The organism is Pseudoduganella chitinolytica (genome assembly GCF_029028125.1).
Taxonomy (GTDB): Bacteria; Pseudomonadota; Gammaproteobacteria; order Burkholderiales; family Burkholderiaceae_D; genus Rugamonas; species Rugamonas chitinolytica.
Genome location: NZ_CP119083.1, coordinates 152,239 through 173,434 on the forward strand (window position 1 = coordinate 152,239; position 21,196 = coordinate 173,434).

At 63.0% G+C, this 21,196-nt stretch carries 18 protein-coding genes and 1 pseudogene; 5 read left to right on the plus strand and 14 right to left on the minus strand.

The window, feature by feature from the left end; all coding sequences use genetic code 11:
- The first annotated feature begins 14 nt into the window (after window positions 1–14).
- The 3 genes from PX653_RS00655 to bamC all read left to right on the plus strand — a co-directional run bounded on the left by PX653_RS00655 (window position 15) and on the right by bamC (window position 2,808).
- Window positions 15–587 (plus strand): class I SAM-dependent methyltransferase, encoded by a 573-nt coding sequence (locus tag PX653_RS00655; RefSeq protein WP_277416042.1) that lies wholly within the window; start codon window positions 15–17, stop codon window positions 585–587.
- 97 nt (window positions 588–684) lie between these two features.
- The gene (gene dapA, locus PX653_RS00660; protein WP_277416043.1) at window positions 685–1,563 is read left to right on the plus strand and encodes a 4-hydroxy-tetrahydrodipicolinate synthase; all 879 of its coding nucleotides are present in this window, start codon (window positions 685–687) and stop codon (window positions 1,561–1,563) included.
- Between the two features lie 132 nt (window positions 1,564–1,695).
- Window positions 1,696–2,808 carry an NlpB/DapX family lipoprotein gene (gene bamC / locus PX653_RS00665; protein WP_277416044.1) on the plus strand — a complete coding sequence of 371 codons (1,113 nt, stop codon included), beginning with the start codon at window positions 1,696–1,698 and terminating at the stop codon, window positions 2,806–2,808.
- A gap of 219 nt (window positions 2,809–3,027) precedes the next feature.
- Here bamC and PX653_RS00670 read toward each other — a convergent pair.
- From PX653_RS00670 to PX653_RS00710, 9 genes and pseudogenes are all read right to left on the minus strand, one after another.
- Window positions 3,028–3,240 (minus strand): annotated as a pseudogene (locus PX653_RS00670) (PAAR domain-containing protein); the annotation flags it as partial.
- Between the two features lie 162 nt (window positions 3,241–3,402).
- Window positions 3,403–4,920 (minus strand): SEL1-like repeat protein, encoded by a 1,518-nt coding sequence (locus PX653_RS00675; protein WP_277416045.1) that lies wholly within the window; start codon window positions 4,918–4,920, stop codon window positions 3,403–3,405.
- A gap of 6 nt (window positions 4,921–4,926) precedes the next feature.
- The gene (locus tag PX653_RS00680) at window positions 4,927–5,229 is read right to left on the minus strand and encodes a PAAR domain-containing protein (protein ID WP_277416046.1); all 303 of its coding nucleotides are present in this window, start codon (window positions 5,227–5,229) and stop codon (window positions 4,927–4,929) included.
- A 60-nt stretch (window positions 5,230–5,289) separates the two neighbouring features.
- Window positions 5,290–5,850: a hypothetical protein gene (locus PX653_RS00685; protein WP_277416047.1), complete on the minus strand. Its 561-nt coding sequence runs from the start codon at window positions 5,848–5,850 to the stop codon at window positions 5,290–5,292.
- Window positions 5,847–6,980 carry an SEL1-like repeat protein gene (locus tag PX653_RS00690; protein WP_277416048.1) on the minus strand — a complete coding sequence of 378 codons (1,134 nt, stop codon included), beginning with the start codon at window positions 6,978–6,980 and terminating at the stop codon, window positions 5,847–5,849. The genes PX653_RS00685 and PX653_RS00690 overlap by 4 nt, the downstream gene beginning before the upstream one ends.
- A gap of 1 nt (window position 6,981) precedes the next feature.
- Window positions 6,982–9,084, minus strand: coding sequence for a phospholipase D-like domain-containing protein (locus PX653_RS00695; RefSeq protein WP_277416049.1), 2,103 nt, complete (start codon window positions 9,082–9,084; stop codon window positions 6,982–6,984).
- A gap of 28 nt (window positions 9,085–9,112) precedes the next feature.
- Window positions 9,113–11,104: a type VI secretion system Vgr family protein gene (locus PX653_RS00700; protein WP_277416050.1), complete on the minus strand. Its 1,992-nt coding sequence runs from the start codon at window positions 11,102–11,104 to the stop codon at window positions 9,113–9,115.
- Window positions 11,052–11,855, minus strand: coding sequence for a type VI secretion system Vgr family protein (locus PX653_RS00705; protein WP_277416051.1), 804 nt, complete (start codon window positions 11,853–11,855; stop codon window positions 11,052–11,054). Before PX653_RS00705 ends, PX653_RS00700 begins: the two co-directional genes overlap by 53 nt.
- Window positions 11,856–12,100: 245 nt before the next feature.
- A complete protein-coding gene (locus tag PX653_RS00710; RefSeq protein ID WP_277416052.1) occupies window positions 12,101–13,021 on the minus strand; it encodes a LysR family transcriptional regulator in 921 nt (306 codons plus the stop codon).
- A 105-nt stretch (window positions 13,022–13,126) separates the two neighbouring features.
- Between PX653_RS00710 and PX653_RS00715 the strand changes: the two genes are divergently transcribed.
- The gene (locus PX653_RS00715) at window positions 13,127–13,765 is read left to right on the plus strand and encodes an NAD(P)-dependent oxidoreductase (protein WP_277416053.1); all 639 of its coding nucleotides are present in this window, start codon (window positions 13,127–13,129) and stop codon (window positions 13,763–13,765) included.
- A gap of 557 nt (window positions 13,766–14,322) precedes the next feature.
- On the opposite strand, the gene PX653_RS00720 is transcribed toward PX653_RS00715, so the two are convergent.
- From PX653_RS00720 to PX653_RS00730, 3 genes are all read right to left on the minus strand, one after another.
- Complete coding sequence (locus PX653_RS00720; RefSeq protein WP_277416054.1) at window positions 14,323–14,607, minus strand: hypothetical protein; 285 nt, start codon at window positions 14,605–14,607, stop codon at window positions 14,323–14,325.
- A gap of 305 nt (window positions 14,608–14,912) precedes the next feature.
- Window positions 14,913–15,383, minus strand: coding sequence for a DUF7931 domain-containing protein (locus tag PX653_RS00725; RefSeq protein WP_277416055.1), 471 nt, complete (start codon window positions 15,381–15,383; stop codon window positions 14,913–14,915).
- A gap of 24 nt (window positions 15,384–15,407) precedes the next feature.
- Window positions 15,408–16,538 carry a cupin domain-containing protein gene (locus PX653_RS00730; RefSeq protein ID WP_277416056.1) on the minus strand — a complete coding sequence of 377 codons (1,131 nt, stop codon included), beginning with the start codon at window positions 16,536–16,538 and terminating at the stop codon, window positions 15,408–15,410.
- A 108-nt stretch (window positions 16,539–16,646) separates the two neighbouring features.
- On the opposite strand from PX653_RS00730, the gene PX653_RS00735 reads away from it, so the two are divergent.
- Entirely contained in the window at window positions 16,647–17,189 is a 543-nt protein-coding gene (locus tag PX653_RS00735) for an FKBP-type peptidyl-prolyl cis-trans isomerase (RefSeq protein WP_277416057.1), read from the plus strand.
- 44 nt (window positions 17,190–17,233) lie between these two features.
- Here PX653_RS00735 and PX653_RS00740 read toward each other — a convergent pair whose 3' ends face one another.
- Both PX653_RS00740 and mutS read right to left on the minus strand, forming a co-directional pair.
- Window positions 17,234–18,292 carry a hypothetical protein gene (locus PX653_RS00740; RefSeq protein WP_277416058.1) on the minus strand — a complete coding sequence of 353 codons (1,059 nt, stop codon included), beginning with the start codon at window positions 18,290–18,292 and terminating at the stop codon, window positions 17,234–17,236.
- The gene (gene mutS / locus PX653_RS00745; RefSeq protein WP_277416059.1) at window positions 18,289–20,967 is read right to left on the minus strand and encodes a DNA mismatch repair protein MutS; all 2,679 of its coding nucleotides are present in this window, start codon (window positions 20,965–20,967) and stop codon (window positions 18,289–18,291) included. Before mutS ends, PX653_RS00740 begins: the two co-directional genes overlap by 4 nt.
- Window positions 20,968–21,196: the final 229 nt, after the last annotated feature.

The following is a 21,196-nucleotide window of genomic DNA, read 5'->3' on the forward strand; positions in this document are numbered from 1 at the left end:
AGATGAGTGAAACGATGAACGATGCAGCAACCGGCCACATGGCCATCGATGTGATTTCTCCCTGGGTGCAACGGTTTGCGCCCCTGATCCCGGGCGGCGAGGTGCTGGACCTGGCTTGCGGCAGCGGCCGCCACGCGCGCTACTTGCAGGCGCTGGGCCATGCCGTCGTGGCCGTGGACCGCGACCCGGCCGCGCTGGCCGCGGCGAGCGGTTCCGGCATTGTCACCAGCGAGATCGACCTGGAGGAAGAGGGCGCCGCCTGGCCCTTCGGGCCGCAGCGCTTTGCCGGGATTGTCGTCACGAACTACCTGCACCGGCCGCTCTTCGCCGGCATGGTCGGCAGCCTGGCGCCCAATGGCGTGCTGGTCTATGAAACATTCGCGGACGGCAATGCCGCGTTCGGCAAGCCCTCCAACCCGGATTTCCTGCTGAAAGCGGGCGAGTTGCTGGAAATTGCACGGCAACATGGCTTGCGTGTCATCGCTTTCGAGGATGGGATCGTTAACCTGCCGAAACAGGCCATGGTCCAGCGCATCTGCGCCGTCAAGGCCGAGTTTCCCAGGGAGGCCGCGCTGCTGGCGGGTTGACGGGATGTTGGAGAAGTGATTCCAGCCCGAAAATCACCATTGGCACAGCCTATCGTCTACAATCGACGTTTCTATACTTTTAGCAATTGGTTTTCCTATGATTAAGGGCAGCATTGTAGCAATCGTTACCCCGATGCAGGCGGATGGCAGTCTCGACTACGCGGCACTGAACGGGCTGATCGACTGGCACATCGCCGAGGGTACCAACGGCATCGTCATCGTCGGCACGACGGGCGAGTCGGCCACGGTCACCGTGGAAGAGCACTGCGCGCTGATCAAGGCCTGCGTGGACCGCGTGGCCGGTCGCATTCCCGTGATCGCCGGCAGCGGCGGCAACTCGACGGCGGAAGCGATCAACCTGACCCGCTATGCCAAGGAAGCCGGCGCGGACGCGACGCTGCAAGTGGTGCCTTACTACAATCGTCCGACCCAGGAAGGCATGTACCGCCACTTCAAGGCGATCGCCGAAGCGGTCGACCTGCCCGTGATCCTGTACAACGTGCCGGGCCGTACCGTAGCCGACATGTCGAATGACACGATCCTGCGCCTGGCCGCGATCGACAACATCGTCGGCGTCAAGGACGCGACCGGCAACATCGGCCGCGGCATCGACCTGCTGCGCCTGGCGCCGAGCGACTTCGCTGTCTACTCCGGCGACGATCCTACCGCGATGGCGCTGATGCTGGCCGGTGGCAAGGGCAATATTTCCGTGACCGCCAACGTGGCGCCGCGCGACATGGCGGACATGTGCGCCGCCGCCATGGAAGGCGATATTGCCAAGGCCATCGAGATCAACAACCGCGTCTTCCCGCTGCACCAGAAGCTGTTCGTGGAGCCGAACCCGGTACCCGTCAAATGGGCGCTGGCGGAAATGGGCAAGATGCCGGCCGGTATCCGCCTGCCGCTCGTGCCGCTGGCCGACGAATTCCACGCAAGCGTGCGCGCTGCCCTGCAGGGCGCGGGCGTGCTGCAGTAAAGCCCGGACGGCAGGCCGCGAGGCCTGCAGCCGTCAGGAAGATTCCAGCTGGTTTTCAGCTTCTACCTTAGTAACCACATGACAAAGAAAGCTTCTCTTACCCCGCAACGCGGGCTCGTGCTCGGTGCGCTCATGCTCAGCCTGACCGGTTGCGGCATGGTCGAATCGGTCGTCGGCAAAAGCACGGTGGACTACAAATCGGCCAAGAAAGCCAGCACGCTGGACGTCCCGCCGGACCTGACCCAACTGCAGAAAGACAACCGCTACGCGCTGCCGGATACGAATAACGGCGTCGCCACCGCGTCGGGCTACGCGGCCCAGCACGGCGGCACGCCAGGCACGGCACCGGTCGCCGCCCAGGTCCCGGCCGGCAACGCCGTCGCCAGCACGGGCAACGATGCCGTGCGCGTCGTGCGTGCGGGCAACCAGCGCTGGCTGGTCGTCAAGCAGCCGGCCGATGCGCTGTGGCCGCAGCTCAAGACCTTCTGGGCAGACAACGGCTTCACGCTGGCGGTCGATAACGCGACGGCCGGGGTGATGGAAACGGAGTGGAACGAAAACCGCGCCAAGATCCCGCAGGACTTCATCCGCAGCACGATCGGCAAGGTGTTCGATTCGGCCTACTCCAGCGGCGAGCGCGACAAGTTCCGCACCCGCGTCGAGCGCAATGCCGACGGCACCACCGAAATCTACATCAGCCATCGCGGCGCCGAGGAAGTGCTGCAGGGCCCGCAGAAGGAAATCGCGACGTGGACGACCCGTCCGTCCGACCCGAACCTGGAGGCGCTGTTCCTGGCCCGCCTGATGACGAAGCTGGGCGGCACCGACGAGGCGGCATCGAAGACGGCGGTCGACAACGCCATCGTGCAGCCGCTGCACGCGTTCCTGAAGGGCGAGGGCACCAACCGCTACGTCGAGACGGACGAAGGCTTCGACCGCTCGTGGCGCCGCGTTGGCCTGGCCCTGGACCGTGCCGGCTTCACCGTGGAAGACCGCGACCGCGTGTCGGGCATCTACTTCGTGCGCTACGTGGCCGACCAGGTCGAGAAGAAGGGCTTCTTCAAGCGCCTGTTCAGCTGGGGCTCGTCGGAAGCGGACAAGGAAGCGCAGCGCTACCGCATCGTCGTCAAGGCGGCGGCCGATGGCAACACCAGCCAGGTCACCGTGCAGGACAACAAGGGCGTGGCGGATGCGTCGCCAACGGCCGAGAAGATCCTCGTGCTGCTGCAGGAACAGCTGAAGTAAGCGGCTGTCAGGCGTAAAAAAACCGGCTTCGGCCGGTTTTTTTACGCCTGCGTCACCGTTTTTGTGAGGCAGGTCCTGTTTTCGATGGAAGCTTGAGCACGATACCTCTGGCGGCGTTGATGAGTGTTTCCTTGTTCCCGTCCCACCCGGGCAACTTTCCCGGCGGCAGGGGGAGAACCTCGTCGAGGTTGGGGAAGCGCAGCTCACTACGTGATGCGGGCCGCCTTCCGCGATCGTGCAGTTGTCGAGTCCCTTGATAGGGCAGCTGCAGACATCGCCGACGCGTGCCACGGCGATGCCCTCCACCGTGATATGGGGCGCGCTGACACGGACGACCTTGCCGCCGTGGGACGTGGCGTCGCCCAGCCTGATCACATTACGCATTGTCGCCACTGCAGGCGAGAGACAAGGCAAATGCGCCGCCTGGCTCATGCGGATGGGAACTCACGATTGCGCCGCCGTGATTTCGCTGCCGCCCAAGCTCACGTATTCCAGGTCGCCGCGCAGTTCGTTGGCTTGGCCCAGCCATTGCCAAGTAACCTCATGAGCATTGATGGCGAGATGCTGCGCCTTGGGTTCCGGAAAATGATCGCCTCAAGCCACGTAGGCTTGCCGATGCCACTGGTTGAATACAGGGGCGGACGGGTGATCCTCTACTACGCTGGCACGCCAGATACCGGCCTCGGGGCAGGGGAAGTGGCCCTTGCAGTCGCGCGCCAGCAAGGGCGTATCGGCATAGCGGCCGACACCCCGAGGGACCAGCGGATGCTCGTTCTGCGCGACCGGTGCTGCCCGCTCGACGGGCTGGCCGAGATAGTGGAACTGGATGCGGCCGTCTTCATCGCGCAAGCCGGGGCGGGTGCGATCGAACAGTTCCCCCTCCTTATAAGCGAGCGGCAATTGCGCGGCATTCCATGCCTGCTGGCGCTCGGTAACAGGGTGCATCAGGCGGGCGATCCAGTAACCGGATAGCGGCGCCGCGGTGCTTTCGTACTGGGCCGTTACAGGAGTTTCTGGTTTGTCGGGAAGTGCCCAGCCCTCGGGAATATGGGCTCTGCCCGTTCGCAGCGGCACCGGTTGCGTAGCGGGCTTCGCTGGTGCTGCTGGCTTTGGTACGACAGCTTTGGCTGCATTGATGAGCGTATCCTTGTTCCCGTCCCACATTGGTAACTTGGCCGGCGGCAGCGGTAGTACTTTGTCGAGGTTGGGAAAGCGCAGGTCGGGATTTCTACGAAGTGCGTTCGCGAGAACCAAATATCGCTCGGACCGCGACTTATCGACTTCTCTGGCTACGCTCGACGTATCGGAAGGACCCAGGTCAAAGTCTGAAACTAGAGCACCTGCGGCCTCTCGGCTCCCCCATCTTACTCCTTGTTGAAAGTATTTTAGAGCCGGCAATTTCATTGCGCTGTCAGCTTGCCCGAGGGTGGCGTACTCCATGCCCAGCTCATATGCCGCGCGGCTGTATCCCTGAGCATATGCGCATTCGAGCATCTGCATGCCTACTCTTTTATTGGCCCACCAGTCCGGTGGTTGATCGTTTATACCTAGAAGTTTTGCTCCGATGTGGGTCTGCGCAGCCATACTCCCCAAGTCGGCGGCCTTCTGCCAGAATGCGTATGCCACAGTTGCGTCCTGTGCCAGTGGACCTACGCCGCCCATATGATAAGTGCCCATGTTGTCCCAGGCTGCCGGCATGCCTTTGTGCATTAAATCCTCAGTCAGCGAAATGGCCTTTTCGATATCTTGTGGAACGCCGATCCCTTTTAAGTGAAGCTCGGATAGATTAAATTGAGCTTTCCAATGGCTCAGTCTCATTGCCTTCTCATACAATGCGGCCATGCCCGCATAATCGCGCTGCGCGGGCCACAGATCATGATCGTCGCGTGCCAGCGCCTGCTGGAAGAGGGCTTCGGCCTGCGGCGAAATCGGCGGGCTCACGTCTGCCTCGTGCTTGCAGATAAAGTCGGCACGGTGAGGCTGGAACGCCTCGAGTTTGGTGAAGCGTGGCAGTCCCATAGCGCGCGGCTCGTCCTTCGTAGTGCACGCCGATAACAGGAATACCATTGCAAAGCTGGTCGCCTGCGATGTGGAGAATGGGAATCTTTTCATTGGGTCTCAGTCTTCCTCGGGCCAATGCGACGCCCGGTCTCCCATCAGGTTGCGCCCAGGTTTCCTGCTCGCAATCAGCACGGCACCGCAGGTGGTCTTGCATCCTGCATAGGCGACGGGAATGCCATCGACCACGTGATGTGGGTCGCCTTCCGCGATCGTGCAGTTGTCGTGCCCCTTGATAGGGCAGCTGCAGACATCGCCGACGCGTGCCACGGCGATACCCTCCACCGTGATATGGGGCGCGCTGACACGGACGACCTTGCCGCCGTGGGACGTGGCGTCGCCCAGCCTGATCACATTACGCATGCTCACTGCCCCAGGAAAGTGGCAACGCGAATGCGCCGCCAGGCTCATGCGGATGAGAACTCACGATTGCGCCGCCGTGATTTCGCTGCCGCCCAAGCTCACGTATTCCAGGTCGCCGCGCGATTCGTTGGCCTGGCCCAGCCATTGCCAAGTAACCTCATGAGCATTGATGGCGAGATGCTGCGCCCTGGGTTCCGGAAAATGATCGCCTCGAGCCACGTAGGCTTGCCGATGCCACTGGTTGAATACAGGGGCGGACGGGTGATCCTCTGCCACGCTGGCACGCCAGATACCGGCCTCGGGGCAGGGGAAGTGGCCCTTGCAGTCGCGCGGCAGCAAGGGCGAATCGGCGTAGCGGCCCACACCCCGGGCCACCAGCGGATGCTCGGTCAGCGCAACCGGCGCAGCCCGCTCCACGGGCTGCCCGAGATAGTGGAACTGGATGCGGCCGTCTTCATCGCGCAAGCCGGGGCGGGTGCGATCGAACAGTTCACCTTCCGCATAGGCGAGCGGCAACTGCGCGGCGTTCCATTCCTTATGGCGCTCGGTTACAGGATGCATCAGGCGCGCGATCCAGAAACCGGCCAGTGGCGCGGCAGTGCTTTCATACTGCGCGGTCACGGTAGTTTGTGGCTTATCGGGAAGCCCCAGCCTTCAGGAATGTAGGCTCTGCCCGTCCGCAGTGGTACCGCTTGCGCAGCGGGCTTAGCTGGTGCGGCAGGCTTCGGCATGACAGCTTTGGCTGCATTGATGAGCGTCTCCTTGTTCCCGTCCCACATCGGTAGCTTTGCTGGCGGCAGCGGTAACACCTTGTCGAGGTTAGGGAAGCGTAGGTCGGGATTCGTGTGCAGTGCACGTGCGAGAACTGCGTAGCGTTCTGAACGAACCTTGTCGATCTCTGGAACGATACTTGATGGATCAGATGGCCCACCGTCGAAATCGGAGGACAGAAAACCTGCGGCCTCTTCGCTTCCCAGCTTGACCGCTTGATGAAAGTACTGGAGCGCTTGTGGTTTTTTTGCCGCATCTGACTTGCCAAGCATCGTGTACTCTAGACCAAGTTCATAGCCCGCTTTTGCAAATCCCTGTGCATAAGAGCATTCCAGCATCTTTATGCCTACTTTCTTGTTTGCCCACCATTCCGGAGGCTGATCATTTGCTCCAAGCAGTTTTGCGCCAATATATGTCTGTGCAGCCATGCTGCCCATGTCGGCAGCCCTCTGCCAGAAGGCATATGCTATAGTTGCGTCCTGCTCGAGTGGTCCAATGCCACCCATGTAATATGCGCCCATATTATCCCAGGCGGCCGGGACTCCCTTTCGCATCAGATCTTCTGTGAGCACGATCGCCTTCTCTATGTCCTGTGGAACTCCTATACCCTTCAAGTACAGTCCGGCCAAGTTGAACTGCGCCTTCCAATGGCCCAGCTTTGTAGCGTGATCGTAAAGGTATGCAATCCTTCCATAGTCGCGTTGCGTAGGCCAAAGTTCATAATTGTCGAGCATAAGCGCCTGCTGGAAAGCGTTTTCAGCCTCTGCCGAGATAGGCGGTGAAGTGTCAACTTCGTGTTTGCACACGAAGTTCGCGCGGTGAGGATTAAATGCTTCCAGCTTTGTATAGCGTGGCAGCGAAGTATCTGGAGAATTGTCGTTCATCGAACATCCTGATAGTACAAGCGTAAGTGCAAAAATGGTCTTCATAGCTAACAAGCGGAAGTCATCCTTTAAGAACATCGCATTCATATCGAACATTTTATGCTAGCCTTATTGACGGCTCTCCTCGCGGATCTTCAAGCGGGTGGATAAAACTGTTATGCTCTGGAGGCGTATTGCCAGCACGATTTTTCCTATTCAAAGCCATTCGACGTAGCCAGTTGTTGCGGGTTGTTTCGATATCCTTTTGTGTAGCCTCGCCGCCATTAGCATCATCCCCTGCTAGATTGCTCCAGACTCGTCTGCGCGCTGCTCTTGTGAAAGCCCATTCCTCAGTGCAGATATTCAATTCACTGTCACCAGCCATGCTCCGGGCATTGAGATTCGCGCTACCCAGTGTCGTGAAGACATCATCCACGAACATCAATTTGCTGTGAATGTAGATTTCACGATAGCGGCGCGGCACGATATTGTATTCGCTGTAGTTCCCTGGATCCACGTCGTCGGCCTTGCCGCCATGAACCTTCATGCGCGCATTCTTCTCTTCCTCGATAGCCGCTTGTACCTTCTGGGCATCGTTGTCGCGACCCTTGACCAGTATATCCTTCGCTTCGTTGCCGGCGTCGTAGGACATCAGCATCGCGACCACGGTCTGGATGCCGAGCGCTTCGAGTTCCCCCTTCGGATTGGCCGGGGCGGCTTTCAGCGAGGCCTTGACAATGCCACCGCCCGAGTTGGGCTCGCCCTTGCGCTGGCCCTGCACAAGTTTGTCGTAGGCGCCCATCGACTGGCCATGACCCAGCTGATTGATGGTGTCGTAGGTAGCCGGCACCATCTGGCCTCGCTCGGCTTGCGGTATGACGACGAAAATAGTGAGCGGCGCAATGTCGGCCGACTTTGCGCCGGCCTGCATCATCGCCTCGCAGTATTGGCTGCGCATCTTCTTGATCAGGCGAGGCCAGTCGTCGAGCTGGAAGTACTGGTTCTCGACGTAGATGTAATTGACGGCATTGGCCGCTGCCAGGATATACGCCTTCAGGATGGTGGCGTCTTGTTTCTCGGGGAATGTGCGCAGCACCTGTGCCCGGCATCTGGCGCCTGGTGGAACGGGCAGATGTTCGGGCCGGACCGAGCGACGCTGCTTTTCCAGGCTCCTGCTGAAGACGGAAGCACCGTGCGCCATCCCGTAGCCGCTGGCGTTGTCCCATCCCTCGACGAAGTTCTTGTTCAGGCAGTACAGCGCCTCGCCCTCCACCCGGATGGCATAGTCGCGCAGGGGTTTCCGATGCCAGGCCTTGGTCCAAAACGCACCGTCCGGGCTGAGCTCGCGCTGGGGATCGTTAAAGCGGTGCTCCACAGTGTCCCAGTAGTCGGTGACACTGTTGAGGCCCATGACATAGCCGCACGGGTTCGCCTTGCCAGCGTTTTCCTTGTCCGGCGCATAATCGATCAGGATCGGTTTCTGATGGTGCGTACCGACGTGCGTTATACCTTTGGATTCGGCCATCGTCTTGACCGCGCCGGGAAGGTATTTCTTTATACTATGCGAAATCCACATGGGATGGGCTTTTCGCAGCCGGACCTCCACGTTGGGGAAACCGTCATGAAGCGCGGCATCCCACCACTTGTTACAGTATTCTTGGCGCAGTTTCATGACATCGGTGCGCGATTTCCCGGCGGTAGCGGGGGCCTTCAGGTCCGATAGCTGTTTCGGCCATGCGACACCGTTCAGCGAAACGCCGCTCAGCGTTCCGATATCAGGTACGTTGCCAACCTCTTTGGAAAGTGGCTGCAAGAACGGCACGAATCCCACCAGGGGCAAGTCGCCGCCGTACCAGACCAGGAGGCGAACTTTGACGCCCTCTTTCGCCTTGGCGGTAAGCAGGTCACCGTAGGTGGTGCCGCGCGGCCAGACCTTGCCGCTGCGTACCAGTTCCATGCCGGGATCGAAGCCCCACAGCACCAGGTCGATACTGCTGACCGCCGCCCGGATGTCTTTCTCGATCGCGGCAAAGCCTTCTTCTCCGCAAATGAAAAACTTCAGGTCGTTGTTATCATGGACAGGATGCGTCTTGCTGTCCTTCTCCAGAAACCATTGGAGGCTGCCCTTCGCACGTCGCTTGATGAGGTCGACGTGACTTTTTTCAGGATTCTGTATTTCCGACAGCAGTTTGATCAGGTCGGTTGGCTCGGAAGTGCTCATTCAGATTTGTGCCTGGTAGCGTATGCAGTTATTGAGAAGTGCCGCGGTCACGTTGTGCCAGCCGTTTGTCGTCGTCCAGGCCGTCGGATCGATAGCCCTTGTTGGACAGCTGCTGTTCGTTGTACCCGGGTTGGTCCGGATCGGATTGCAGTTGTTCTTGCGCGATCGGCATGTCGTGCAGTGTGCCGTTGTGAAGGCGGACCTGATAAGTGGCTCCCTTCTCGGCCTTGTCCACTGTCAGGCGCCCGTATTCATCGAACAAGCCCTTCTTGATTTCGGCCCCGTCCTTCAACAGCGTATAGGGCAGTCCGGCGAACAGTGCCGGCGACGGCCCCGGAATGTGCTGGACCGAAAACGCCACCTGGTGTTCAGGTGGGGTCTCTTTCAAGGCGACGTCGATCGGCTTCACGTCGGCAACCGGACCATTGGCCGGCCCGACCATGGCATGCTGCGTCGCATGCGAGCGCCACTTGCCATCCGTACCTTGCTCGATGCCCGATGCATTCCAGCGCGTATAGCTGCCTGCGCCGTTGATGACGACTTCTTCCTTGGCGCTGATGGAAATGCGATTGGCACTGTGCGTGATGTTCAGTTTGGCCAGGATGTTGACGCTTTCCTTCAGTGCCGTGATGTCGATATCGGCACTAGCAGCCACCAGCTTCATGCCCGCTTTGTAGGCAAACAGGCGCACGGCCTCCTTGACACTGACCAGCAGGCTCTTGCCCGCGCTGATACTGGCGTGTCCGCCGCTGGTCAGGACGTTATGCTGGGTGCTGCCCAGATGGGTCGAACCGTCCGTGCTGGACTGTATGCCCGCCGGGCTGGCCAGCGTCAGATGAGGTGCCTGGAACTCCGGGAAGCGGCCTTTGTCGGGCGCGCCATTACGACCCTTGATCGCATCGATCTGGTCGCGAACCGCCTGGACCACCTGGTCCTGATCGCCGCTCTGATGCGCCTGCGCCTGTTGTGCCGCTTGCGACAGGCTGTCATGCAAGTCATGGTCTTGCGTCATACGGTCCAGCGTCTCCGCCATATCCGTGATGTGTGCTTCTGCCGCGGGACGCGCCTGCGTGGTAATCAGCAGGCCCTGTTCCGCACGCATGGCACCGTGCCCATCCGTGCGCAATTCGAAGCCCTGGCCCCTCGGATCCTTGCGCCCGGCGTTGTCGTCGATACGGGTGATGTAGCCGAGGCTCAGCTGGCTGGCCTGATGGTCGCTCTTGAGCTGGACCTGGATCTGGTTGGCGGTGTCGTCGAGCACCAGGTGGTTGCTGCGGCCGCCAGGACGATTGCCGCTGTCGCCTGCCAACTCCCGGCTGCGCAGACCGGAGAGCGCCTGTTGTTCAGGCAGCTTCCACGGCGGCATCGTAGTCTCGTTGTGGACGCAACCGGTGACCAACGGGTGATCGACGTTACCGTCGAGCCATTGCACGACGACTTCCGAACCGACCCGCGGGTGGCTGGCGAGACCCTTTTCGCCGCCTGCCCAGTTGGTGGCGACCCGCACCCAGCAGCTGCTCGTCTCGTCGCGGTCCCAGTGGAAGCGCACCTGGATACGACCGTACTGGTCTACATTCAGGGCCCCTTTTCCTTCCGAACCGACTACCAATGCGGTTTGCAGGGCGAACAGTTTGGTGTCATGGCTGCCGAAACCACGACCCGGGCGCCATGGCAAGTGCCTTGGCTGGCAAGTGAAACGGTTACTGTAGTCTGCGACCGCGCCAGTGCCTTGCAGGTAATTATTCCTGGCTTCGTGATGCACCTCGACGATCAGGAATTCTCCGTCCTGCCCAGTGTAGTTGAAGTGATCGACCAGCCGGAACCATCGTCCCGGTGCGACGTTCTTGTTGTTGCCGTGTGCCTCGCAGTATGTGCCGCGCGCCTCGATTTCTTCCATGCGCTGACGGGCCAGACGATCCGCCCCCGCACGCTGGCTGAAGCCATAATGACCTTCATAGCTGTGCACTTCAAGGTCGGGAATGTCGCCTTGCTGGTTGATCGTTGCCGTGTCGACATGCATTGGATGCGGGTTCTTGAAGTCGAAGCCGCTGATCGCCCGACTGGGTCGATGCCACGCTTCTCACCACGCTCCATTGAGCGATTGCGTCTTCCTCCAGCGAGCCCCCCTTGCTGTGGAAGCGGATGTCCGGCGAATCTCCGTCGATGGCATCGACGCGTGACGTGTCGTCGCTGACCGTCAGCGTGTGGCCCTCGTCGGTATGGTCGTACCAGTATGCGTAGCCATCGGCCTCCCAGCGCCGGGACAGATAATTGTGGTCGGATTCGGACCATTGGGTGCACATGGTGTATTGCCGCTGTTCGCCCGCGACTTTCCATTGCCAGACTGGAAGCTGTCCGTAAGCCTGCAGGATTTCCTCCGCTTGCTGTTGCAGGGCTTGGTTGTGGAACAGCCGATTGTTTTGCCGGAATCGTGCATAGTGCAGCCAGGGAACCAGTGTCGCTTCGTAAAACGCGACGCCGCCGTCCGTCTTGACGAGCTTGAACTGGGCGACGTAGCCCGTGAAGTGTCGCAGCTTGCCGCGTGCCTGGACCAGCGAAATGCAGAGCAGCTTGCCCTGCATGGTTTCAAGGGCGATGCTCCCGTCGTCGCTGAGCAGTTCGACAGTGAACCGGAAGTCGCGTGACAGGGACTCCGTGCCACTGAAACGATTGACCATGAGCCGGCTCGGCGGTGCATCGTCGCGTGGGAACGATAAACGCAACAGGCGGTTGGTCTGGTGGACTTTGAGCAGATCTTGCAGGAGCGTCATTGAACGATGTCGGTTGTGTTAGGGATCCGTGCAGCAGTTCACCAGGAACGTGGGTTTCATCGAGCAAGCGTGGCCCTCTTTTCTGCCGGGCCGATATTATACTTGCAAAAAAGATTATTTTTTAGTCGCCTGGCTCGGTTCACTTCGGCAGCGTTTTCTGCTCCGACCCGAGCGAAGCCCGAGTGCGCAAGGGTAGCCCTATCGTTGAGTTCCCAAGTTGACTGGACTCAAGAGCAGAGCGCTCTTTACGACTGCGTCGCCGCCCACCCGCGCAGATGCTCCCGATAGAACGCGATAAAGGCCTGGGCATTGCGCGCCAGGTGACGGCCCGGCGGCACGACGGCCCAGGTGCCGCCGCGCGGGGCCGACCATTGCGGCAGTACGCGCACCAGCCGCCCCGTGCGCAAGTCGTCCTGCACGGCGTACTGGTGCAGGATGCTGATGCCGGCGCCGCCCAGTAGCAGTGCGCGCAGCGCGCCGGACGAGTCTGCCTTGAGGCGTGCGCGCGTCTGTACGGTGCGGGTCTCTCCGTCGGGGCCAGCCAACTGCCACGTCAGCGGCGTGGGCAGGCGCGTCATCGCGATCCAGTCCAGCGCGGCCAAGTCGTCCGGCACCTGCGGCATGCCGACGCGAGCCAGGTAGTCGGGCGACGCGACGATGTACTGCTCGAATTCCCCCAGCTTCACCGCGCGCAGGGAGGAGTCGCGCAGCCAGCCCATGCGGATGGCCACGTCGATGCCTTCCGCGACGAGGTCGGCGATGCCGTCCGCGCTGCGCAGGTCGATCGACAGCGCCGGGTGCGATTGCGCGAAGCGGCTCAGCGCGGGCGCCACCGAACCGCTGCTGAGGTCGATCGGCGCCGTCACGCGCAGGTTGCCCGTCAGCGCCGCCGTGGGCGCGTGCACCGTGTCGATGGCTGTTCGCAGCTCCTGCAGCAGCGGCGCACAGCGCGCATGCAGGGCCTCGCCGGCTTCGGTCGGGACCACGCGGCGCGTCGTGCGGGCAAACAGCGCCACGCCCAACCGGCTCTCCAGTCGCGCCACCTCCACGCTGACCTTGGCCGGCGCCACGCCCAAGCGCTGCGCTGCCGCGGAGAAACCGCCCGCCTCGACGACGGCGGCAAACACGACGAGGTCGTTGAGGTCGATCTGTCCGGGCAGGGCCATGGCGATTGTTAAGAAAGTCGGATGAATGAATTATGGACTCATCTGTTTATCGTATCAACGTCCCGGTGCATGATGCTCTGCATTACTCACCTGAAAGGACACACCATGAATATCGTACTGATCGGCGCTACCGGCTATGTGGGCGCGAAGCTGCTGGACGAAGCATTGGCGAGGGGCCACGCGGTCACGGCCATCGTGACGCGACCGGAAAAGCTGGCCGGGCGCGCAGGCGTCACGGCCGTGCAGGCGGACGTACAGGACCCAACGGCCCTGGCGGCGCAACTGCGCGGGCACGACGCCGTCATCAGTGCGTTCAGCGGCCATGCGCAGGCGGACGTCTATGACTACTATGTGCGCGGCATCACGGCCGTGATCGGCGCGACGAAGGCGGCGAATGTGCCACGCCTGCTGGTGGTCGGCGGCGCCGGCAGCCTGGAAGTGGCGCCTGGCGTGCAGTTGGTCGATACGCCGGCGTTCCCGGCGCAGTGGAAGGGTACGGCCGAGGGTGCACGGCAGGCGTTGAACCTGCTGCGTGCGGAGCCGGCGCTGGACTGGACGATGCTGAGCCCGGCCGCGCACCTGGAACCGGGCACGCGCACGGGGCAGTTCCGGCTGGGCGCGGACCAGTTGCTGGTGGATGCGGCCGGGGAGAGCCGGATTTCGCTGGAGGATTACGCGGTCGCGTTGGTCGATGAGCTGGAGCGGCCGGCGCATCGGCGGGCGCGGTTCTGCGTGGCGTATTGACGCTGCAGGCTCAGGGTCTGTCCCCGCAGGGGACTTCCCCTGGTTTTCTTCTGTGCCAGTCGGGTTGGAAGGGCATGATGGAAGTAAGCTCGAGCCACGGATAAAAACCAGGGGACAGTCCCCGTTGGGGACAGTCCCTCAGCCGCGTCAGGCGTCACCGCGGGTTTCCGCTGGCGAGACGTCCAGTCCGGTTGGGTGGCGATCAGTTGCTGGCCGATGCGGCCGGGGAGCGCCGGATCTCGCTGGAGGGCGTATTGACGCTGCAGGGTTAGGGTCTGTCCCCGCAGGGGACTGACCCTGGTTTTCTTCCGCGGCAGTCGGGTTGGAAGGGCATGGAAGTGAGCTCGAGCCACGGATAAAAACCAGGGACAGTCCCCGTTGGGGACAGTCCCCGTTGGGGACAGTCCCCGTTGGGGACAGTCCCTCAGCCATGCAGTGTCGGTCCGTGTTAGCAGACTTCGGGGACAGTCCCCTGCGGGGACAGTCCCCATAAAAAAAACCGCCCGAAGGCGGTTTTTTTTCCGTCAGCCATCCCGAAGGATGGCTCGTGCGGCCAATTACTTGGCAGCAGCAGCGGCAGCCGAAGCGGCTTCCGAAGCAGCCGAAGCGGCTTGCGAAGCAGCAGCAGCGGAGTCAGCAGCAGCCGAAGCAGCAGCGTCAGCAGCAGGAGCAGCTGGGGTAGCAGCAGCGTCAGCAGCAGGAGCGGCTGGGGTTGCAGCAGCGTCAGCAGCAGGAGCGGTTGCTTCTGGGGTAGCTACTGGAGCAGCTGGTGCTTCTTCTTTCTTGGAGCAAGCAGCCAGAGCAACAGCCAGCAGGGAGGCGATCAGCAGGGATTTTTTCATTTGTTTTCCTTAATTAATTCACAAAATAACAGTGTTGCGATGAATAATTACCGGTAATTATCGCTCGTTAGGGCGTTTCGTGGTCGTTCGGACCATATGGTGCCCCTGACAACGGAAACTTCCTAACCGAATATTATAGCGATTCTTGTAGCGTCGCAATAGCAGCACAGGACGAATTCATAACTTTTTTGCACAAAGGCAATAGCAAACTCGCAACTTCAGGCTACTTTGCGCAGCTTTACCGGCGCCACCGACTCGAACGCAGACGACGCTGTCGAACGGGCAGGATTGTACCGGTTTCCTGCTCACAATCCAGTAACGATTGCGTGCAGACCGGGCATTGTCTCGGCCCAGATACCCTCAAAACGCTCCAGGCTCGTTTGGGTTGACGAAGGCGCATCGAAATTTGCCTCGCCGCGAAAGAAATCGCTGTGGAAGCGGCGCACGATGTCCCGTTCGTCCGCCACGCAGAAGGAGTCCGTCAGGTGGCGCAGCGAACGGTTGGTCACGCGGCAGTCGATCAGGTGGCCATAGTCCTGCAACAGGCGCAGGAAGCGGGGCGCGTCGCGCTCCAGGCGCGCATTGCTGTGCGCTACCAATTGCAGCCGGCCACCGCCACGCAGGAAAGTGCGCAGCAGTGCGTCGCTGGCCGAGCTGCCCAGCTGCCAGTCCGCGTAATCAGGATCGAACATGCGCAGCGACACGCGGGCCCGGCCCAGCAGGGCCGTCAGCCGGGCCTGGAACCCGGCCCGGGTATCGAATGCCTGCGCCGCCATCGCTGCCTCCACCCGGTGATTACGTCAGTTCAGTTCCAGCCAGCCGTCCGTATACCACGCGTACAGGGCCTCCATGACGTCTTCCGACGCACCCGCCACGGCAGCGCCGTCGAGCCGGCGTTCGTTGGCCAGCGTTTCCAGCGTCACCTTGTCGGCCCGGCCGATCGCGAACGACTCGCCATTGATGAAGACGTGCTTGCCACGGTACAGCATCTGCGTCTTGCGCGACAGGGTCACGCCTTTCTTGCCCGCGGTCTGCGCGAAGCGGCCGGCCGGCAGCGGCTTGTCCGGGCCGGTGAAGAACACGTTGTGCTTCGGCTCGGACAGGTACTCGCCCAGGAAGATCGTGAAATCGTCTTCCGTGAACTGCATCTTGTTGAGCTCATCGGCAATCGTGCCCAGCATGTCCTTCGGGATCTCGGCCGGCTTGCCGGACGGTGCCAGGTCCGGATCGGCGTAGCGGCCCGGCAGGTCGATCGAGTCGGCCATGAACTGCAGGAACGCCTCGCCCAGCTCCTGGTACGACGGCGAGCGGAAGCCGATCGAATACGTCTGGCAGTCGCCGATGGCGACGCCGTCATGGGCGTAGTGGGGCGGCAGGTACAGCATGTCGCCCGGCTCCAGCACGAACTCCTCGGTCGGCTCGAAATTGCTGAGGATCTTCAACGGCAGGCCTTCCACCAGCGACAGGTCCTTCTGCGGGCCGATGCGCCAGCGCCGCTGGCCCTCGGCCTGCAGCAGGAATACATCGTAGGAATCGAAGTGGGGACCGACGCCGCCGCCGTCGGTGGCGAAACTCACCATCAGGTCGTCCAGCCGCGCATCCGGCACGAAGCGGAACTGGCGCAGCAGCGCGTCGGCCGCGTCGTCCTGCAGGTTGACGCCCTGCACCAGCATGGTCCACTCGCGCTGCGTGCGCGCCGGCAGGTCCCGCAGGGGGCCGTGCTGCATGTCCCATTGCCCGTCCGTCAGCGTGACGAGGCGCGATTCCACGTAGTCCTTCGTCGCCAGCTCGGCCAGTTGCGCGAACGGCAGCAGCGGCTTGAAGCCGGGGATGGCCTGGCGGATCAGCAGGGGTTTCTTGTGCCAGTAGTCGCGCATGAATTGCGCCGGCGTGATGTCGCCCAGGAGGCGGAGGGGAGCGTCTTTTTTCATGGACGGGATTATAGTTGATCCACCGGCCCGCCAGCGCCGCCAGCGCGGCGATGGGGGGATCGGCCTGCGGGTATAATGCGCGCTACCAGACCTGAAAGGATGTAAAAGATGAAGATCGCCAAGAACACCGTCGTGACTGTGCAGTACAAGCTGTCCGACGCTCAGAACAATCTGATCGAAGACGGTCGCCAGCCGATGGTGTACCTGCACGGCGGGTACGAGAACACGCTGCCGAAGATCGAGGAAGAACTGGAAGGCAAGGACGTGGGCTACGAGAACACGCTCCAGATCGAGCCGGAAGATGCCTTCGGCGACTACGACCCGAACCTGGTCAAGGTCGAGCCCCGCTCGCGCCTGCCGGAGCCGCTGGAAGTGGGCATGCAGTTCGAAGGCATGCCCGATGGCGACAGCGACGAGGAAGCGATGATCTTCACCGTGACCGACATCGCCGAAGACAAGGTCGTGCTGGACGGTAACCACCCGCTGGCGGGCATGGCGCTGCGCTTCGAACTGAAGGTGACGGACGTACGCGAAGCCACCGAAGAGGAAATCGCCCACGAACACGTGCACGGCGCCCACGGCCACCATCACGACGATGACGAGGACGAAGGCGACGCGGGCGACCAGTTCCGCTCGCAGCCGATCCACTAAGCATCGTTCCCCCTGTCGGGCCGCTGCGGCGGCCCGCTGTCGTTTCAGGGCGCGCGCTCGGCCTTGCCGGGCTTGTCCGCCTTCTCGGTTTTCTCCGCTTTTTTCGCTTCCCCCCTGCCGCCTTCCGCCGGATGGCTGTCGCGTATCAGCGTGAACAGGCCAGCGGTATCGGGTTCCACCCGCACGGCGTTCCATTCTCCCGTCAGCGTCACGTGGCCCAGGTTGCCGCGCCACGTCAGCGTCCCTGGCGGTTCCGCGCCTTTCGCGCCGGCCGGGTCGGCCGGGGGCCGCGCCGTGTCCACCAGCAGCACCTTGCCGGGGTATTTTTCCGCCAGCGTGCGCACCAGCTTGCGCGTGTCGGCAAAGCCGTCCTGTTTTGCCGAGAAGCCGGCCAGCAGCGAGAAGCCCTGCTCGACGTGGGCCCGCAGGTCGCCGTCCGAGAACAGCACGAGCCCCGCCAGCTTGCGCCGCTTGGCCATGCCGAACAGGCGCTGCAGCCACGCCCGGTTGGCCACGAAGCGGTCTTCGTATTCGCTGTTGCGGCCCGCCTCGGTGAGGTAGTGGTTGTTGTTGGCGGGCAGGTTGATGGTGGCGAACAGCACGCCACCCCGTTCCCAGTAGGCGTTCTCCGCATAGCTGCGGAACTTGGTGATGGTGGACTGCCGGTTCAGTTCCAGCTTGCGCTCGCCCAGCGATTCGCGGCTGTCGAAATACAGTTCGCGGATGCGGTTCAGCCGTTCCAGCGCATTGGAGCGGCCGGCGCTGTTGCGGCAGTCGGTCCAGTCGCCGGAGGCCAGTACCACCATCAAGGGCCGGTCCGACTTGTTCAGCAGGGTCCTGCGCTGCTGGTACAGCTTGTCGCTGCACGCCTCGCTGGCCGACTTGATGCCGGCGGCGATGACGAAGGCGGGCCGGGCCTTGTCGGCCCGGGCGATGGTGCGTTTCAGGTCGTCGTCGCCCGACTCGCCCGGGAACGTGTGGCCGATCACGACGAACTCGAAGGGATCGTCGCTGGACGGTCCGGCCGGGGCCGCGCGCGCGCCGGCCAGTGCGGCGCCCAGCAGGGCCGCGGCCAGCAGCATGCGCGTCCCCGCTTGCCTCATGCGGGCGTGGCCGCGAGGTGCTTGAGCTGGTACAGCCGGTCCAGCGCCTCGCGCGGCGTCAGGGCGTCCGGATCGAGCTCGTCCAGTGCGTCCATCAGCGCCTGCAAGGCAGGGTCGACTGCCGGCGGCGGAGCCGCAGCGTCCTCGTCGTCGCAATCGGGCACCGGGGCCGCGAACAGGTCCAGCTGCGGCGTGGCGTCCAGTGCCTGCGCTTCCAGGCGCGCCAGGTGCTTGCGCGCGGCCTTGATGACGGGCTGCGGCACGCCGGCCAGTTGCGCCACCTGCAGGCCGTAACTTTGCGAGGCGGGACCGTCCTGCACCGCGTGCAGGAACACGATGCTGTCCTTGTGCTCGACGGCCGACAGGTGCACGTTGGCCGCCGTCGGATGGCTTTCCGGCAGCTGCGTCAGCTCGAAGTAGTGGGTGGCGAACAGCGTGAAGCTGCGGCTCGTGTCGATCAGGTGGCGCGCGATGGCCCAGGCCAGCGCGAGGCCGTCGAAGGTCGAGGTGCCGCGCCCGATCTCGTCCATCAGTACCAGCGAATGCTCGGTGGCGCCGTTCAGGATCGTGGCCGCTTCCGTCATCTCCACCATGAAGGTGGAGCGCCCGCCCGCCAGGTCGTCGGTCGCGCCGATGCGGGTGAAGACGCGGTCGATCGGACCGATCGTCGCGCTGGCGGCCGGCACGTAGCTGCCGATGTAGGCCAACAGCGTGATCAGCGCGACCTGGCGCATGAACGTCGATTTACCGCCCATGTTCGGGCCCGTGATCAGCAGCAGGCGGCGCTCGTCGACGAGCTTGCAGTCGTTGGCGATGAAGCGCTCGATCTGGTTTTCCACGACGGGGTGGCGGCCCTCTACGATGTCGATGCACGCGTGCGGCACCAGCTTGGGCGCGCACCAGTTGTTGCGCAGCGCGTGATCCGTCAGCGCCGTCAGGGTGTCCAGCTGCGCGACGCCTTGCGCGATCGACTGCAGCGTGCCGATGAAGGGCGCCAGGTCGGCCAGCAGCTGGTCGTACAGGATTTTCTCGCGCGCCAGGGCCTTGTCCTGGGCCGACAGTGCCTTGTCCTCGAACGCCTTCAGTTCCGGCGTGATGTAGCGTTCGCAGTTCTTCAGTGTCTGGCGGCGGCGGTAGTCGTCCGGCACCTTGTCGGCCTGGCCGTTGGTGACCTCGATGTAGAAGCCGTGCACGCGGTTGTATTCCACGCGCAGGTTGGCGATGCCGGTACGGGCGCGCTCGCGCGCTTCCAGTTCGACCAGGTACTGGCCGGCGTTCTCGGACAGGCCGCGCAGCTCGTCCAGCTCAGCATCGAAGCCGCGCGCGATGACGCCGCCGTCGCGCACCATCGTCGCCGGCTCCGGCATCACGGCGCGCACCAGCAGGTCGACGCACGCCTCGGGCGTGGCCAGCGCGTCGTGGATGCGACGCAGCAAACTGGCGGCATTGTCCAGGGCCAGCACGCGCTCCACCGACTTCTGCAGCTTGGGCAGCTGCTGCAAGCCGTCGCGCAGGGCGGCGAGGTCGCGCGGACGCGCCGTCAGCAGCGCCACGCGCGTGGTGATGCGCTCGATGTCGGGCACGTGCTGCAGGTGGTACGACAGCGAGCCGGTGGCGTCGTCCTGCATCAGCGCCGCGATGGCATCGTGGCGGGCGCGCGCCACCGATTGGTCGCGCCGCGCGTGGTGCAGCCAGTGGCGCAGCAAACGCGAACCCATCGCCGTGCGGCAGCCGTCCAGCAGCGAGAACAACGTCGGCGACTCCTGCCCGCGGATGGTTTCCGTCAGCTCCAGGTTGCGCCGCGTGGCCGCATCCAGGCCGATGAATTCGTTCTCCGTCTCGCACGTCAGGCTCTTCACGTGCTGCAGGCCGCGCCCTTGCGTGGACTGGGCATAGCGCAGCAGCGCGCCGGCCGCGCCGAACGCGGCGCCCATGCCATCGGCGCCGAAGCCCGTCAGCGTGGCCACGCCCAGCTGGTCCAGCAGGGCCTTGTGGCCGTGCACGACGTCGAAGTGCCATTCCGGCACGTTGTTGACGTGGCAGATCGTGATCTCGTCGAACAGTTCGCCGCTGTCGGCGCGCAGGATCTCGGCCGGCACGATGCGTTCCAGTTCCTGCTGCAGGCGCGCCTGGACGGCGCGCGCCTCGCCCGAGAATTCCATCAGGCGCAGGTTGCCCGAAGCGAGCGACAGCCACGCCAGGCCGGCGGTGTGCTGCTTGCGCTGGCCCATGACGAACATGGCCAGCAGCGGGCGTTCCGACTTCTCCGGCAGCAGGTCCGAATCGGTCAGCGTGCCGGGGGTGACGATGCGCACCACCTTGCGTTCGACGGGGCCCTTGCTGGTGGCGGGATCGCCGATCTGCTCGCAGATGGCGCACGACTCGCCCAGCTTGACCAGCTTGGCCAGGTAGCCGTCCAGCGAGTGGAAGGGCACGCCCGCCATCTTGATCGGCACGCCGCCCTGCGAGCCGCGCGCCGTCAACGTGATCCCCAGCACCCGCGCGGCCTTCTCGGCATCGTCGAAGAACAGCTCGTAGAAGTCGCCCATGCGGTAGAACACCAGCATCGACGGGTGTTCCGCCTTGATGCGCAGGTATTGCTGCATCATGGGGGTGACTTTTTCGGCAGGGCTGTGCTTGACGGCGGCGGCGTTGATTTCGGCTGGAACGTTCATTTCTGGGAGTCGGTAAGGCTGGCGCGCCGGACGGCGCGGGGTTGTCAGGGGTGCATTTTACCTGCTTTGATGGTTGGGTTGGCGGTGCCGGCAACCGCCGCGCGGACCAGGCCGACATCGCGCGATCTCTTCGCACTGTTCTTGCCCGGACGGGGCAACAGCTGTGCCGTCAGCGGCTACCCCGCAGTAACTCGGCCGTCAGGCGCGCGACGGGGGGCTGAAGGTTGGG

Coding starts and splice junctions, on each gene's coding strand:
- PX653_RS00725 (WP_277416055.1), bottom strand. CDS start 15,383: ATGGCGGCGCAGGCATTCGATACCCGGGCCGGGTTCCAGGCCCGGCTG.
- PX653_RS00735 (WP_277416057.1), top strand. CDS start 16,647: ATGAAGATCGCCAAGAACACCGTCGTGACTGTGCAGTACAAGCTGTCC.
- PX653_RS00705 (WP_277416051.1), bottom strand. CDS start 11,855: ATGACGCTCCTGCAAGATCTGCTCAAAGTCCACCAGACCAACCGCCTG.
- PX653_RS00680 (WP_277416046.1), bottom strand. CDS start 5,229: ATGCGTAATGTGATCAGGCTGGGCGACGCCACGTCCCACGGCGGCAAG.
- PX653_RS00720 (WP_277416054.1), bottom strand. CDS start 14,607: ATGAAAAAATCCCTGCTGATCGCCTCCCTGCTGGCTGTTGCTCTGGCT.
- PX653_RS00730 (WP_277416056.1), bottom strand. CDS start 16,538: ATGAAAAAAGACGCTCCCCTCCGCCTCCTGGGCGACATCACGCCGGCG.
- bamC (WP_277416044.1), top strand. CDS start 1,696: ATGCTCAGCCTGACCGGTTGCGGCATGGTCGAATCGGTCGTCGGCAAA.
- PX653_RS00655 (WP_277416042.1), top strand. CDS start 15: ATGAACGATGCAGCAACCGGCCACATGGCCATCGATGTGATTTCTCCC.
- PX653_RS00700 (WP_277416050.1), bottom strand. CDS start 11,104: ATGCATGTCGACACGGCAACGATCAACCAGCAAGGCGACATTCCCGAC.
- PX653_RS00715 (WP_277416053.1), top strand. CDS start 13,127: ATGAATATCGTACTGATCGGCGCTACCGGCTATGTGGGCGCGAAGCTG.
- PX653_RS00675 (WP_277416045.1), bottom strand. CDS start 4,920: ATGAAAAGATTCCCATTCTCCACATCGCAGGCGACCAGCTTTGCAATG.
- mutS (WP_277416059.1), bottom strand. CDS start 20,967: ATGAACGTTCCAGCCGAAATCAACGCCGCCGCCGTCAAGCACAGCCCT.
- PX653_RS00740 (WP_277416058.1), bottom strand. CDS start 18,292: ATGAGGCAAGCGGGGACGCGCATGCTGCTGGCCGCGGCCCTGCTGGGC.
- PX653_RS00710 (WP_277416052.1), bottom strand. CDS start 13,021: ATGGCCCTGCCCGGACAGATCGACCTCAACGACCTCGTCGTGTTTGCC.
- PX653_RS00690 (WP_277416048.1), bottom strand. CDS start 6,980: ATGTTCGATATGAATGCGATGTTCTTAAAGGATGACTTCCGCTTGTTA.
- PX653_RS00695 (WP_277416049.1), bottom strand. CDS start 9,084: ATGAGCACTTCCGAGCCAACCGACCTGATCAAACTGCTGTCGGAAATA.
- dapA (WP_277416043.1), top strand. CDS start 685: ATGATTAAGGGCAGCATTGTAGCAATCGTTACCCCGATGCAGGCGGAT.